This is a genomic window from Mesorhizobium sp. STM 4661, assembly GCF_000359125.1.
GTDB lineage: Bacteria > Pseudomonadota > Alphaproteobacteria > Rhizobiales > Rhizobiaceae > Mesorhizobium.
The window spans coordinates 48,412-61,309 of the sequence record NZ_CAAF010000021.1 but is presented as its reverse complement, the minus strand read 5'-3'; the positions used below and the strand labels follow the sequence as shown (position 1 = coordinate 61,309).

Annotated in this window: 16 protein-coding genes; 8 read left to right on the top strand and 8 right to left on the bottom strand. The window is 62.0% G+C overall.

The window, feature by feature from the left end; all coding sequences use genetic code 11:
- Positions 1–141: 141 nt before the first annotated feature.
- Positions 142–1,653, top strand: coding sequence for an HWE histidine kinase domain-containing protein (locus tag MESS4_RS06735; protein ID WP_006328078.1), 1,512 nt, complete (start codon positions 142–144; stop codon positions 1,651–1,653).
- Position 1,654: 1 nt separating this feature from the next.
- Here the strand turns inward: MESS4_RS06735 and MESS4_RS06730 are convergent, their stop codons facing one another.
- The 3 genes from MESS4_RS06730 to MESS4_RS06720 all read right to left on the bottom strand — a co-directional run bounded on the left by MESS4_RS06730 (position 1,655) and on the right by MESS4_RS06720 (position 3,347).
- Entirely contained in the window at positions 1,655–2,119 is a 465-nt protein-coding gene (locus tag MESS4_RS06730; RefSeq protein ID WP_006328076.1) for a hypothetical protein, read from the bottom strand.
- Between the two features lie 9 nt (positions 2,120–2,128).
- Positions 2,129–2,455 carry a DUF883 family protein gene (locus MESS4_RS06725; protein WP_006328074.1) on the bottom strand — a complete coding sequence of 109 codons (327 nt, stop codon included), beginning with the start codon at positions 2,453–2,455 and terminating at the stop codon, positions 2,129–2,131.
- 130 nt (positions 2,456–2,585) lie between these two features.
- Positions 2,586–3,347 (bottom strand): Crp/Fnr family transcriptional regulator, encoded by a 762-nt coding sequence (locus MESS4_RS06720; protein ID WP_006328073.1) that lies wholly within the window; start codon positions 3,345–3,347, stop codon positions 2,586–2,588.
- Between the two features lie 168 nt (positions 3,348–3,515).
- On the opposite strand from MESS4_RS06720, the gene MESS4_RS06715 reads away from it, so the two are divergent.
- Positions 3,516–3,899 (top strand): response regulator, encoded by a 384-nt coding sequence (locus MESS4_RS06715; RefSeq protein WP_081609651.1) that lies wholly within the window; start codon positions 3,516–3,518, stop codon positions 3,897–3,899.
- A gap of 32 nt (positions 3,900–3,931) precedes the next feature.
- Here MESS4_RS06715 and MESS4_RS06710 read toward each other — a convergent pair whose 3' ends face one another.
- Both MESS4_RS06710 and MESS4_RS06705 read right to left on the bottom strand, forming a co-directional pair.
- On the bottom strand, positions 3,932–4,483 hold the full coding sequence (locus MESS4_RS06710; protein ID WP_006328070.1) for a sigma-70 family RNA polymerase sigma factor: 552 nt from the start codon (positions 4,481–4,483) through the stop codon (positions 3,932–3,934).
- Between the two features lie 3 nt (positions 4,484–4,486).
- Positions 4,487–4,681, bottom strand: a complete 195-nt coding sequence (locus MESS4_RS06705) for a NepR family anti-sigma factor (RefSeq protein WP_006328069.1) — start codon at positions 4,679–4,681, stop codon at positions 4,487–4,489.
- A 217-nt stretch (positions 4,682–4,898) separates the two neighbouring features.
- On the opposite strand from MESS4_RS06705, the gene MESS4_RS06700 reads away from it, so the two are divergent.
- From MESS4_RS06700 to MESS4_RS06675, 6 genes are all read left to right on the top strand, one after another.
- Positions 4,899–5,693: a response regulator gene (locus MESS4_RS06700; RefSeq protein ID WP_006328057.1), complete on the top strand. Its 795-nt coding sequence runs from the start codon at positions 4,899–4,901 to the stop codon at positions 5,691–5,693.
- Positions 5,694–5,928: 235 nt separating this feature from the next.
- Positions 5,929–6,093: a DUF1328 domain-containing protein gene (locus MESS4_RS31810; protein ID WP_036240811.1), complete on the top strand. Its 165-nt coding sequence runs from the start codon at positions 5,929–5,931 to the stop codon at positions 6,091–6,093.
- Positions 6,094–6,279: 186 nt separating this feature from the next.
- Complete coding sequence (locus MESS4_RS06690; RefSeq protein WP_006328053.1) at positions 6,280–7,314, top strand: sensor histidine kinase; 1,035 nt, start codon at positions 6,280–6,282, stop codon at positions 7,312–7,314.
- Between the two features lie 161 nt (positions 7,315–7,475).
- A complete protein-coding gene (locus MESS4_RS06685) occupies positions 7,476–7,655 on the top strand; it encodes a hypothetical protein (protein ID WP_036240809.1) in 180 nt (59 codons plus the stop codon).
- A 157-nt stretch (positions 7,656–7,812) separates the two neighbouring features.
- Positions 7,813–8,139, top strand: coding sequence for a hypothetical protein (locus tag MESS4_RS06680; protein ID WP_006328051.1), 327 nt, complete (start codon positions 7,813–7,815; stop codon positions 8,137–8,139).
- 82 nt (positions 8,140–8,221) lie between these two features.
- Positions 8,222–8,467: a YMGG-like glycine zipper-containing protein gene (locus MESS4_RS06675; protein WP_006328050.1), complete on the top strand. Its 246-nt coding sequence runs from the start codon at positions 8,222–8,224 to the stop codon at positions 8,465–8,467.
- 75 nt (positions 8,468–8,542) lie between these two features.
- Here the strand turns inward: MESS4_RS06675 and MESS4_RS06670 are convergent, their stop codons facing one another.
- The 3 genes from MESS4_RS06670 to MESS4_RS06660 form a co-directional block, all read right to left on the bottom strand.
- Positions 8,543–10,183: a CHASE domain-containing protein gene (locus tag MESS4_RS06670; protein WP_006328048.1), complete on the bottom strand. Its 1,641-nt coding sequence runs from the start codon at positions 10,181–10,183 to the stop codon at positions 8,543–8,545.
- A 440-nt stretch (positions 10,184–10,623) separates the two neighbouring features.
- Entirely contained in the window at positions 10,624–11,382 is a 759-nt protein-coding gene (locus tag MESS4_RS06665) for an ATP-binding cassette domain-containing protein (protein WP_244441061.1), read from the bottom strand.
- Positions 11,383–11,499: 117 nt separating this feature from the next.
- Positions 11,500–12,831, bottom strand: a complete 1,332-nt coding sequence (locus MESS4_RS06660) for a sugar ABC transporter permease (protein ID WP_006328042.1) — start codon at positions 12,829–12,831, stop codon at positions 11,500–11,502.
- Positions 12,832–12,898 lie beyond the last annotated feature (67 nt).

Sequence of the window (12,898 nt, the reverse complement as noted above, 5' to 3'; positions counted from 1 at the left end):
CCTGTGGGTTGGCGGCGACGTCTGGCAAGGCATTGTCCGGTAACGATTCCCTGCTACGAAAGTTCCTGAGACAACAGCTCATGGCGGCGATGACGGCAGGCCGGCGAATTTGGGGGCTTGGTGGATAAGCGAGTCCAGAAAATGCCGGCACTGCCGGCCAGCGTCCGTCGCGCCGTCGAGGATGCCGACCGGCTTGCCGTGCTTCACGGCCTCGACGCGCTCGACACGGCCGTCGATCCTGACTTCGACCGGATCAGCCGACTTGCCGCAGCGGCGATGCAAGCGCCCATCGCGCTGGTCACGCTGCTCGATGCCGAGCGGCAATGGTTCAAATCCTGTGTCGGGCTGGATGAGACGGAGACAGCGACCGACATTTCCTTCTGCGCCCATGCCATCGCCGCAGGCGACAAACCATTGGTGGTGACCGATGCAGCCGTCGATCCCCGCTTCTCAGCCAATCCGCTAGTCACCGGCGCGCACCATGTCCGCTTCTATGCGGGCGCGCCGATGGTGGTGGCCGGCGCGCGGATCGGCACACTCTGCGTGCTCGACCGCAAGCCGCGCTCGTTTCCATCTCCTGCCCAACTCGGCCAGTTGAAGGCGCTCGCCGGCCTCGCTGCCAGCCTGTTCGTGCTGAAGGATGCCACCCGCGACGCCGCCGTTGCCGAGGCCGCGCTTGCGCGTGAGGAAAAGCGCCGCGCCATCGCCCTTGACGCTGCCTCGCTCGCCAGCTGGGCCTGGGACATCCGCACCGACGTCATCGAATGCGATGTTCTCTTGTCCGAGCTGTTCAATCTGCCGCGTTCGAACCGGCTCAAGGCGCGCGACATCCTGACCGCCATCGACCCGCGCGACGTCTACCAGACGGAGACGCGCTTCCGCGACGCGCTGACCGGCAGCGACGACTATTTCGGCGAATACCGCGTCAAAGGCTTCGATCCGCCGCGATGGATCGCCACGCGCGGCCGTGTCATCGAGCGCGATGGCGACGGCAAGCCGACGCTGATCTTCGGCGTCAATTACGACATCAGCGAACGCAAGCTCGGCGACGAACGGCAACGGCTGCTGCTGCGCGAGCTGAACCACCGCGTTAAGAACACGCTGGCGACGGTGCAGGCGCTGGCAACGCAGACCGTTCGCCACGCCCGTCACCCGAGCGAATTCCTCCAGGCTTTCGGCGCCAGGCTGCAGGCGCTGGGCGCCGCCCACAACCTCCTATCCGACCGTGAGTGGCGCGGCATCGGCATTCGCGAGCTCGTGCAGATCGAAGTGAAGCCGTTCGACAGCGTCCAACAGCCGCGCATGACAATCTCGGGCGCCGACCTCCTGCTTTCACCCGACCAGGCGGTTGGGCTGGGCCTGATCCTGCACGAACTGGCCAGCAATGCGCTGCAATACGGATCGCTGTCGGCGCCTTCGGGCAAGGTCGATCTCGATTGGAAGACCCTGGGCAAGAGAGGCACGCGACGCCTTGTGCTGACCTGGCGCGAGAGCGGCGGCCCTGAGGTCGCCCCGCCCGAACGTCACGGCTTCGGCTCGATCCTGATCCGCCGCAGCCTGGCCAAGGTCCTCTCCAGCGAAGTGATCCACCAATACCGGCCCGAAGGCGTGTTCGCTGAAATATCGATGCCGCTGGAGGATCTGTCGAAGTGACTTATGTCGTGCCACCGGCATCCGGATCGTCGGGGCCGGGTTTCACGTTCTCGCGATAGATGGCATAGGCGGCGAGCGCAATGGCCGGGCCGAGAACGGCGCCCAGACCGCTTTTCCCCTTGAGCAATGTCGGCAGCACGGCGAGCGCGGCTGCGATGCCGATCGCCTTGATGTCGGCGTTGCGCCTTTGCGCCCGACGCCGGGCGCGCGTGCCGGCCGATATCTGATAGACAAGCAGGATGATCCCCGCGATCAGCAGGAAGCCGATCCCGAACCCAAGAGCAACCGCCATCGACCCATAGCGGCCCGCGGCCCAGATATAGGCCGCCCCGACAAGGAAACCGAGGCCGCAAAAGGCGGCAAGTCCCGCCAACACGTAAACGACGGCAGCCGTGCGCGCGCGGCGCATGGCTGCGACGGTTTCCCCTGAAGCCAAACCCGAGATCAGGGTTGCCAGCATTCCCATCCGGTCGAGCTAGCGTCGTGCGAGAAGCGCGAAGAGGAAGCCGACGCCGGCCGCGATCGCAAGCGACGTCACCGGCTTTTCGCGCACGCTGGCTACCATCTGCGCCTCGATGTCCTTGGCGTTGCCGCGCAGGCTGTCGAAGGCAGCTTCACCCTGGGCGCGCAACTGTTCGACGCCTTCGGTTGCGGCACGCCGGGCCGTCCCGTAGCCATGTTCGCCGGTCTTGGCCAATTGCTTGGTGAGTTTTTCGATGTCGGCTTTCAATTGCCTGATGTCGGCTTCGAGGTCCGAATTCGTCTGGCTTTCGTTCGCGGTCTTTCCTGCGGCAGTCGCCATTGCTTAACTCCTTGCGTTTGCTTGGTTTCAAACGCTTGATACACGTCAAGGTTCCGAAATCGGCACAGGGCCCATGAAAGGGTGTTTCCGCACCCGAGTCCAGCCCGGCGCGAACATCCCCGCTGGGTGTTCAGATTAGCGGCCGGCGATCCTCGCCCAACCCTTCCCAGCGGGCGAGCTCCTTCAGCCTTTCACCGTCGACCACCTCGCAACCACCGTCACGCCAGACGATCAGCTTGCGGTCCATCAGCTTGCGGATCGTCTTGTTGGTATGGACCAGCGACAGGCCGAGCGTGTCGGCGATGTGCTGCTGGGTGATCGGGATCCGCACCGGTGTCTTGCCGTTCAGTCCGACCGTTCTGGCGCGGCTGAAGATGAACGCGATGAGATAGGCGGCGCGTTCGAGCGCGGTGCGGCGGCCGACGCTGAGCAGGTTTTCGTCCAGCATGCGCTCCTCCCTCGAGGCGATCCAGGTGATATCGTAGGCGAGCCCCGGATGGTTACGGTAGAGCTCGTGCAGATATTCGCGCTCGAAGACGCAGAGCAGCATCGGCGACAGTGCCTCGACGGAATGCTGCATCTCGCCCATCAGGCTGCCCTGCAACCCGATGAGATCTCCTGGCATGGAATAGTTCAGGATCTGGCGGCGCCCGTCCGACAGCAATTTGTAGCGGAAGGCCCAGCCGGAAAGCACCGTGTAGAGATGGGCGCTGTGGCTGCCCTCGACCAGGACAGTGGCGCCCTTGTCGACGGCGAGCTCGCCCTTCTTGAACGTGCTGACAAAGGCAAGTTCCTGCTTTTCGAATTCGCGAAAGACCGGCAATGGCCGGAGCGGACACTTCTCGCATGGATACCGGCGGCTGGAAAAGGCATGACCATTCTGGCCCGGCATTTCGACCCCTCTTCGAAAGCCCCTTCGAAAGGGCGCAATGCAAACGCCTTGCGGGGATCGAGGTTCCCGCCACCGGCGACCGGCATGTCTTTTTTACATGTCTTTTTTAAATGACAGAACACCAAATAGCGGCCATGACTCCTTGCGTTTTGAAGGAGACATTGTCGGGTGCCCCAATTGCTAGACGGATTGCGGATTCTTGTCCTGGAGGATGAGTTTCTGATCGCCATGGATGTCGAGCAGCTTTGCCGCGACTATGGCGCCGGCGACGTGGTCATCGCCCGCGATCTGGCCGAGATCGATCGAAAGAACGTTGCCTCGCGGTTCGACGCGGCCATCGTCGATCTCATGCTGGGCGGCACCTCGACGCTCGATTTCGCCTCGGGATTGCTTCAATCCGGCGTGCCATTCGTCTTCGCCTCGGGCTATTCGGACGCGGACGAAATCAAGGCGTCCTTTCCAGATGTCAGACTGGTCACGAAGCCCTATTCGGGAGACGATCTCATCGGCGCGGTGGCAGCGGCGTGTGGCCGCGGACCTCTTGTTGTTTGAAACGCGGCTCCATTCGCGATCGGGGCCATGCTTCAGGCGGCGTTCGAGCCAGTCACCTGCGCCGAGATCGCGTCCGGGCCGAACTCGTCTTCGCCGGAAATTTTGAGTATTTCCTGCAGCCGTGCCCGGGCGCGGCTGACGCGGCTCTTGATCGTTCCGACCGCGCAGCCGCAGATCTCGGCGGCTTCCTCGTAGGAAAAGCCCGACGCGCCGATCAGGATGATGGCTTCGCGCTGGTCCTCCGGCAATTGCTCGAGCGCGCCGCGAAAATCCTTGAGGTCGAGCTGGCCATGCTGGGCCGGATGAACGGCAAGCCGGGCCGTCATGATGCCGTCGCTGTCCTGCACTTCGCGGCCGCGCTTGCGCATTTGCGAATAGAATTCATTGCGCAGGATGGTGAACAGCCATGCCTTGAGATTGGTGCCGGGCTGGAAGCTTTCATGCTTGTCCCAGGCCTTGACCAGTGTTTCCTGCACCAGATCGTCGGCCTTGTCGGCATTTTGCGTCAGCGACACGGCAAAGGCCCGCAGGCTCGGGATGGAGCCGAGCAGATCGGTCTTGAAGCCTTGGGAGACGGCCACCATGCCTCAGTCCTTCTTCTGTGCGGGTTCGGCCTGTTCCAATTGGCTGAGCAATTGGGCGAAGCGATCCGGCACATGATCGGAGACCAGCTCGTCGTAGTATTGTTTGAGTTTGCGGCCGATTTCCGAGTTCGGCCCGAGCAGGTCGCTGGAAGCAGCCCGGCGCCTGTCCGCGGCGCCAGCCGTGATATTTTTCGTCATATCCTTGGTTCGCCCTTCATTCCCAGCACCCGAGCCGCACAATATTCAACACAAGCGGCACCCTTGTCTGGTTGCCCATCCCGACCTCCAACGCCTTCCGCTTATATTAGTTCCGCAACCATCGGAACTTTTTCGGAAAATCGGCGTTTGTGCTTTCGGGGCTTGCAATCGGCTTGACCTGCAATCTAAGCAATCGCGTCAGAGGGAGACGTCTATCATGGGCCTGTCAGCAACCATCGCTCCGCACCTGCCGTTTCTGCGCCGCTTCTCGCGGGCCGTTTCCGGATCGCAGGAAAGTGGTGACGCGCTGGTCGCCGCGATGCTTGAAGCCATCATCGCCGACATCGACGTCTTTCCCAAGGCATCCACCGAACGCATCGCGCTCTATAAGGTCTTTGCCAGGCTGTTCACCTCGGTCGCCATCCGCGTTCCGCAGGAGCACGCGCAGTCGGCGTGGGAGCAGCGCGCGGCGGCCAATCTGAATGCGATCGCGCCCCGTCCCCGCCAGGCCTTCCTGCTGGTCGCCGTCGAAGGCTTCAGCGAGGATGAGGCGGCCGAGATTCTCGACGCCGACGCGCAGGAATTCTCCGAGCTTCTCTCCCAGGCCAGCAACGAGATTTCCCGCCAGGTGGCGACCGATGTGCTGATCATCGAGGACGAACCCCTGATCGCCATGGACATCGAGGAAATGGTTGAAAGCCTCGGCCATCGCGTTGTCGGAACGGCGCGCACCCATACCGAAGCCGTGGCGATGTTCGGCAAGACGCGGCCAAGGATGGTGCTGGCCGACATCCAGCTTGCCGACGGCAGCTCGGGCATCGAGGCGGTGAACGAGATCCTGTCGTTGACGTCCGTGCCGGTGATCTTCATCACCGCCTTCCCCGAGCGCCTCCTCACCGGCGAGCGGCCGGAACCGACCTTCCTTGTCACCAAGCCGTTCAATCCGGATATGGTCAAAGCCTTGATCAGCCAGGCGCTGTTCTTCGACCGGCACGCAAAAGCCGCCGCCTAATGCTTGTCGCCCAAAAGCATGCCCTCGGGCTTGAACCGAGGGTGCGCAGCGGTTTTGCGACAACGACATGCATGAATAGACTTGAAGCGGGTCGACTGAAAACCTTTTCAGCTCGACGCGCTTTAGGATCTGGGCGGCCTCGCATCACGCCATTTCCGGATCGTCTTTTTCGGGAATTGGTGGAACAAACGTCAGCGAACCACGTTTTTCGTACATCAGTCGAAGGAGATGAACCATGCTTTACTGGGCGCTCGTATTTCTCGTTGTGGCGATTATCGCTGGTGCGCTTGGTTTCGGCGGCATCGCAGGCACGTCTGCCGGTATAGCGCAGATACTGTTTTTCATCTTTCTCGCTTTCCTGATCATTTCGCTTATCGCCGGTCTGTTTAAACGGGCGTGAAGCCCGATGGTCACCTGAGCGAACACTGGAGACCGCACCCCTCAAACGGTTTCCAGCCACCGCCGGGCGGAGTTCCCAACAGAGCACCGTCCGGCGGACCGTTTAGGGAACCCGTCCGGCGGACCGTTTAGGGAACCCATTTGCCGGTGAGCCGTTCAGCGTCAAACCGGGTGGGTGGCGTGAACGATGCATTCCAAAGCCGGAGACATGAAAGTCAGAGGACAAAGTGACGAGATCATCGCTTTGCATCCGGCTGAGAGCGGAATGCAGCTTGGCCGCGCCCTTCTTCATGCACTGCACAATGCCGGCATTTCGGTTCTCTATCAGGATCGCGAGATGAAAACCGTATGGGCACGCAACATGCGCGCGCCATGGGCCGTCGACACGGCCGACAGCAATGGCATCTTGCCGCCGGCGCAGGCGGAACGCATCGGTGCGGCCAAACGCAGCGTCATTGCATCCGGCAATCCGGAACACCTCGAACTCGGCGTTCCCGCCGACGATGGCGTCCGCTGGTTCCAGGTATGGGTAGACGCTGATCACGGCGACGGCGATGCCGTGATCGGGGTCGTCACTACCATGGTCGAAACGACCGAGCACAAGCGCCGCGAGCAGACCCTGAAGACGCTGCTGCGCGAAGTCAGCCACCGCTCGAAGAACCTTTTGGCCATTATCCAGAGCATCGCCACCCAGACCGGCCGTTACTCGGACACGCTCCCTGATTTCTTGACACGCTTTCGCGGCAGGTTGCAGTCGCTTGCCTCGTCCCAGGACCTGGTGACGTCGTCCAACTGGCGCGGAGCCGCACTGCGCGAACTCGTGTCCGGCCAAGTCAGCCGTTACGGAGCCGATCCGTTGCGCAGCCTGCGTTTTCGGGGCGCGAACCCATACCTCAACCCCAATGCGGCCCTGCATATCGGCTTGGCCATGCATGAGCTCGCCGTCAATTCGGTCAGCTACGGCGCTCTGTCGCGAGCCGACGGCTTCGTCGAGGTGACCGCCGATATGACAGCCGCCCACGCCGACGGGATCGCCCTGTCGCTGACATGGGCCGAGGCCATCGGAGCCAACGAAATCAGGCGCAGCGAAAAGCGGTTCGGCAGTGTTGCGCTCGAACGTGTCGTGCCTTCATCGCTGAATGGCACGGCGACGCTTGAAATCGCGTACGGCCGCCTGGAATACCGCCTTGTCGTTCCCCACGGCAATTTCGAGACGGATTGATCAAACAGATGATGACTGTCTTGGAAAGGGCGCGGAGGATGGCAGCCGAAAGTTAACCGGCTGTTCACCATAAAGTCCGATGCTATTGGTCCCAGATAAAGCTGGAAACTTGCCGATCCACCCGACGTTTTGGCAGCGGTTCGTAGCGCAGCATGGGAGGAATGATCTTGACGGTTTCAGATATGAACAGGCTGGAGCAGGCCGCCCGTGTCTCGATGGGAGGGTTTCAGGATCTCGAAGTCTCGGCCTCGCCCCATACGTCCCACCACCCGACGCTTCGCTTCGCAATTATCGTATTGATCGCGGCCATCGTGCTGATAGCGGCATTGCAGTTGGCCTGACCTCAGGTCGAGACTTCTTCGGGCTGAGTGCCGCGCCAAATGAGGCTCATCGTCAGTCACTTGACTGTGCCGCGCCTCCAATTATTTCACGGGCCATGTCGCTCACACAGGAACTTTGGCTGTTGTGGGCCGTTCTTGTGGCGAGAGGATAGTTGCCATGGAACACATTGCTGCCGTGCTGCTGGTCATCGGTTGCTCGAACGGCATGACCGAGTGCCGGGAACTCAACGTACCGGTGAGTGTTTTCGAAACCGCCGCCGAATGCACTGCCGAGCGTCCCTTCGCCTTGAGCGATGTCCGGGGCCAAGCGACGCGCATAGTCGCCAAATGCCTTCCCGTCGACCCTGCGCTGGAAGATGACTACGATCAGATCGTCTGGACTGTACGTCCGGACGGCACGCTCGATGCATCGGTGGAGATTTCCAATCTTGTCGTTGCGTCGAACGGCGCGCGCCCCGAAAAAGACTATCTTAGCCAACAATGAAATCGGGCAGGCAAAGGCCGCCAATTCATGCTAAATGGCTGCTGGAGCTTGTTAAAGTGAGGACAAAGCGAGGAGTGACTCTATGCGGAAGATGATTATTGCCATGGTTGCCGTGGTCGCGGTTAGCGGCTGTACCACCACGGAGGAAAACGTGGGTATCGGCACCGTGGGCGGCGCGCTCATCGGTGGCGCCGTTGGTGGTGGCAAGGGCGCTTTGATCGGCGCCGGCGCTGGTGCGATTGGCGGTCTGCTCGTGCGCCGTCTCCAGAATGGCTACTGCCAGTACAGAGACCGTCACGGCCGAATCTACACAGCTCGCTGCAACTAATTCAAGCGATAGCTGAAACGTCAAATGCGGAGACCCCGGTCTCCGCATTTGCGCGCCGGCTTATGCCGTCACGTTTCAGGCCGGCAATGGAATCCTGATTTCCACACTCAACCCGTCATCGCGAAAATGGCGATTGATCGTACCGCCCAATTCGCGCGTGACGTTCAGATCGATCAGCTTGGTGCCGAACCCGGTTTTTGCCGGCGCTTCGAGTTTCTTCTGGCCCGATTCGCGCCAGTTGAGGGCCAGCATCCTGTCGCGTCCGCGGCCTTCAAGCGACCAGTCGACCTTCAACGCCGAATCGCCCTTGAGCGTATTGGCTGAATTGCCGGCCTCGCCATATTTCAGTGCGTTCGTCGCCAGTTCGTGAAAGGTCAGGCCAAGCGCCTGCGTCGTCGTCTCGTCGAGAAGAACCTGCGGACCGGACAGGATGCCGTCGGGAAGCTCCTTGCCGAACACCTGGCCAAGCTCGATGCGCAGGAGATCGCCGAGATCGGCCTTCTGCCAGCGCGAGCGTGTCAGCATGTCCTGGGACGCCGCCATCGCTTGCAGGCGAGCCGAGAAGGAGGACGAGAATTCCTTCACGTCGGTGGCGTGCGATGCCGTCTGGCGTGCGATCGCCAGCACCCGCGTGATCGAGTTCTTGATGCGATGCTTCATCTCTTGCAGCATCAAGTCTTTTTCCAGCAGGCTCTTTTCCGTCGTCTCGTGCAGCAGCGACACGGCGTCATAGGCCCGCTCCTGATAGCGTGCCACCAACGCTATGGCGCCTGCCAGTAAAAGCCCGAACAGGCCGAGCATCACCGGGATGGCGCGCGAAGAGGGTTGCGAGAAAGCGCTTGTCGGCCGGAACAGGACGGTCCACTGGCGGCCGGCGACGGTAATCTTGCGGGAAACCAGCAGCCTGTCGCCGAAGGTCGAGACCGGCGGCGTTTCCGACTGGAACAACAGATTGTCGGCGTCCACCTTGCCGTCATAGATTTCGGTGTTGACCGGCAGCAGCGGCGTGCGGCTGAGCGCGGTCTGGAACAGGTCGCGGGCACGGAAGGCCGCATAAAGAAAGCCTGATGTCGAGGACCTGGACGCATTGATGACGTCCGGGGCGGTTTCGACGTTGAGCCGCACGAGGACCAGGAACCCGGTGAAGGTCTGTGCGGCGCCTGTGTCCTGGCCAAGCTTGACGAGCCCGCTTGCGTGCTGCTGGTCGTCGGCCATCGCTTTTTCGATCGCTTCCCGCCGCGCCGGGTCGGTGAACATATCGTAGCCGATGCTGGACTGGTTGGAAGGGTCGAGCGGTTCGAAAAGCACGATGGGCGTGCGCCATGGCAGCGTCGTATCCGGATAGATCGCACGGGCCACGCCATGGTCGTGCAGGATGTCACGTTCGACCGCTGCCTCGTCCCCGGTTTTCGCCAGGCGCAGAAAGCCGATGCCGCGCAGGCCGGCGAAGTTCTTGTCGATATCGAGCGCGCTGAAGAACGCCTTGAACTCGCCGCGCGAAATGTCGCCATTGCGGGCGTCGAACAGCGCCTGGGTCGATCGCAGCAGCGACAGATGCAGGTCGATGCGGCCCTCGATCCGGTTGAGCGCGTCGTCCGCCGTCGCCTCGAACTTGATGCGCGCCGCCTCCTGCGTGGCGAAATAGGCGAATCCCGCCATCATCAGGCTGATCAGCGCGACGGCGATGAAAGCGACAATCGGGAAGAACTTCTTCAACTGCTGCGGCGGCCCATGGTCGGTTCGAGACCTTTATGGGCAACTCCCCGCGTCAACACAATGGCGAGGCCAATTCATCATGACGGCTGGCATATCACGCAGAAGAAATTTGCCGGCTTACTAAAGCGTCGCCCAGCACTAAACCGTCGCCAAGTCAAGAGACTGGCCACCGAGCTGGGCTTTTTCGATTGCACCTCCCACGGCGGCATTTTTGTCACGGTTGGATGCGGATCTGATCTGCCATAACAAATGATGTTGATTTGGTGTTTTCGCTATCGCTAATGTAGCACTCAAGCGCGCCGACGGGGACTGGGGTAGGCACGCGAAGGCCGCCGTCTGCTTCAACATACGGCGGCCTTTTCATTTCTCGCTCGTCGTGCTTATCGGAACTCCAGCCGGCGTTGCTCCTCGTGCCGCAACGATACAAGTATCGCCGCGCTTCAGGCGGCGATCTTCAGCGCGCCTGGTCCCGGGATGGCGCCGGGTGGGCACTTGCCCAGGATGATCATGCCGAGCACCTCGTCCTGGGTTACATCGCTCGTTCGCGCAGTGCCAACCACCTGGCCGTTCTTCATCACGCAGACGCGGTCGGCAAGCTCGAACACGTCGTGGATATCGTGGCTGATCAGGAAGATGCCGATGCCGTCGGCCTTGAGCTGCCTGACCAGTTCGCCGACCTGAGCGGTCTCCTGTGGTCCAAGCGCCGCCGTCGGCTCATCCATGATCAAAATTCGGGCGTTGAACAGGATGGCGCGCGCGATCGCCACCGATTGCCGCTGGCCGCCCGAAAGCTTGATCACCGGCTCCTTGAAGCGCTGGAAGCGCGGATTGAGCCGGCCCATCACCTTGCGCGCCTCGGCCTCCATGGCGACATCGTCGAGCGTGCCCCAGCCGGTCATCAGCTCGCGGCCGAGGAAGAGATTGGCGGCGGCGTCGACATTGTCGGCAAGAGCCAGCGTCTGGTAGATCGTCTCGATGCCGTATTTCTTGGCGTCGCGCGGATTGGAGATCGACGCCTCCTGCCCGTTGACGAAGATCTGGCCCGAGTCGCGCTTGTAGGCGCCCGACAGGATCTTGATCAGCGTCGACTTGCCAGCGCCATTATGGCCGAGCAGCGCCACGACCTCGCCGGGGAAAAGGTCGATCGATGCATCGTCGACGGCGCGAATACCGCCAAAGGCGATAGAGATGTTGCGCATGTCGATCAGCGGCGTGCCTGTGGGAACGGACTTGTCAGCCACGATCGTTCTCCTCCCTATGGTTTTTGCTCGACCATGATCTGTCCGAAAACCGGCTTCCACTTTTCGGGATCATGCTCAGACCCGCTTGCGATAGACGGTGTCGAGCCAGACGGCGACGACCAGCACGGCGCCCACAACGATGCTCTGCAGCGGCGAGTCGATGCCGAGCAGCACCATGCCGGACTGCAGCGACTGCATCAAAAGCGCGCCGAGCATGGCGCCGAGCACCGTACCGGAGCCGCCGGCAAGCGACGTGCCGCCGATGACGGCTGCGGCGATGACCAGCAATTCATCCAGCGTGCCCAGCGCATTGGTTGACGCATTGAGGCGGGCCGACGCAATCGCCGCGCTGATCGCTGCCAGCACACCCATGATCATGAACACCTTCATGGTCACCCAGCGCGTGTTGATGCCGGCGAGTTCGGCCGCTTCCGGATTGCCGCCGATGGCAAAGACATAACGGCCGAAACGGGTGCGCCTGGTGATGAAGGTCATGACGATGCCGGTGGCGATCGCCATCAGCACCGGTATGGCGATGCCATGGGCGATGAACAGGCCGCCTTCGGGGACGGTGATACCGTTCTGCTGGGCGTATTGGCGCACGATTCCGATCGGCCAGGGATAGGAATTGGCGATCCAGACGGCGCCGAGGATGGCGGCGCAGGCGACGACGCCAAGCAAGGTCTCCGCCCAGACGGGGCGCAGCGGAAAATTGAACCGCTTGCGCTGCGACCGGCCGTTGAGCAGCATGAAGGCGACGGCCGCACAGGCGAGAATGCCGACGATCCAGCTCGCGGTGGCGCCAATCGAGCCGCGCGGCCCCCCACCCATGAGCTGAAAGGTGGTATCCAGCGGCGCAACCGTGCGCCCGCTGGTGATCAGCCACGCCATGCCGCGCCAGACCAGCAGGCCGCCCAGCGTCACGATGAAGGCCGGAACCTCTAGATAGGCGATGATAAAGCCCTGGAACGCGCCGATCACAAGACCGAGCACCACGCCGACGGCCAGCGCGATGATCCAGAGCCAGGGATTTCCGAGCTGGAAACCCATGACGCGGATGAGGAATTCGGCCTGCGCCACGCCCATCACCATACCGATCACGCCCTCGACGGAGCCGACCGACAGATCGATGTTGCGCATCACGATGACCAGCACCATGCCGGTCGCCATGATCGCGACCGAGGAGGTCTGCACCGACAGGTTCCAGAGATTGCGCGGCGTCAGGAAAAGCCCGCCAGACAGGATGTGGATCCCGACCCAGATGACCAGCAGGGCGCCGATCATGCCGAGCATGCGCGTATCGAGTTCAGTCGCCTTGAGGAACCGCCCGACGGCGCTGAGCTCGGACGCACGCGCCCGATCCGCGGCTGTGTCGGCGACCGGCGTGTTGGAAGTCGTGTCGGTCATGATGTCCTCCCACCGGTTTGCCGTCTGGCGCGGATACCGGAACACGATGCTATTTGCTTTCCACGGT

What these genes read in the sequence shown, in the direction of transcription:
- MESS4_RS06735 (WP_006328078.1), top strand. Translation starts at nt 142, where the DNA reads ATGCCGGCACTGCCGGCCAGCGTCCGTCGCGCCGTCGAGGATGCCGAC.
- MESS4_RS06730 (WP_006328076.1), bottom strand. Translation starts at nt 2,119, where the DNA reads ATGGGAATGCTGGCAACCCTGATCTCGGGTTTGGCTTCAGGGGAAACC.
- MESS4_RS06725 (WP_006328074.1), bottom strand. Translation starts at nt 2,455, where the DNA reads ATGGCGACTGCCGCAGGAAAGACCGCGAACGAAAGCCAGACGAATTCG.
- MESS4_RS06720 (WP_006328073.1), bottom strand. Translation starts at nt 3,347, where the DNA reads ATGCCGGGCCAGAATGGTCATGCCTTTTCCAGCCGCCGGTATCCATGC.
- MESS4_RS06710 (WP_006328070.1), bottom strand. Translation starts at nt 4,483, where the DNA reads ATGGTGGCCGTCTCCCAAGGCTTCAAGACCGATCTGCTCGGCTCCATC.
- MESS4_RS06705 (WP_006328069.1), bottom strand. Translation starts at nt 4,681, where the DNA reads ATGACGAAAAATATCACGGCTGGCGCCGCGGACAGGCGCCGGGCTGCT.
- MESS4_RS06700 (WP_006328057.1), top strand. Translation starts at nt 4,899, where the DNA reads ATGGGCCTGTCAGCAACCATCGCTCCGCACCTGCCGTTTCTGCGCCGC.
- MESS4_RS31810 (WP_036240811.1), top strand. Translation starts at nt 5,929, where the DNA reads ATGCTTTACTGGGCGCTCGTATTTCTCGTTGTGGCGATTATCGCTGGT.
- MESS4_RS06690 (WP_006328053.1), top strand. Translation starts at nt 6,280, where the DNA reads ATGCATTCCAAAGCCGGAGACATGAAAGTCAGAGGACAAAGTGACGAG.
- MESS4_RS06685 (WP_036240809.1), top strand. Translation starts at nt 7,476, where the DNA reads ATGATCTTGACGGTTTCAGATATGAACAGGCTGGAGCAGGCCGCCCGT.
- MESS4_RS06680 (WP_006328051.1), top strand. Translation starts at nt 7,813, where the DNA reads ATGGAACACATTGCTGCCGTGCTGCTGGTCATCGGTTGCTCGAACGGC.
- MESS4_RS06675 (WP_006328050.1), top strand. Translation starts at nt 8,222, where the DNA reads ATGCGGAAGATGATTATTGCCATGGTTGCCGTGGTCGCGGTTAGCGGC.
- MESS4_RS06665 (WP_244441061.1), bottom strand. Translation starts at nt 11,382, where the DNA reads ATGCGCAACATCTCTATCGCCTTTGGCGGTATTCGCGCCGTCGACGAT.
- MESS4_RS06660 (WP_006328042.1), bottom strand. Translation starts at nt 12,831, where the DNA reads ATGACCGACACGACTTCCAACACGCCGGTCGCCGACACAGCCGCGGAT.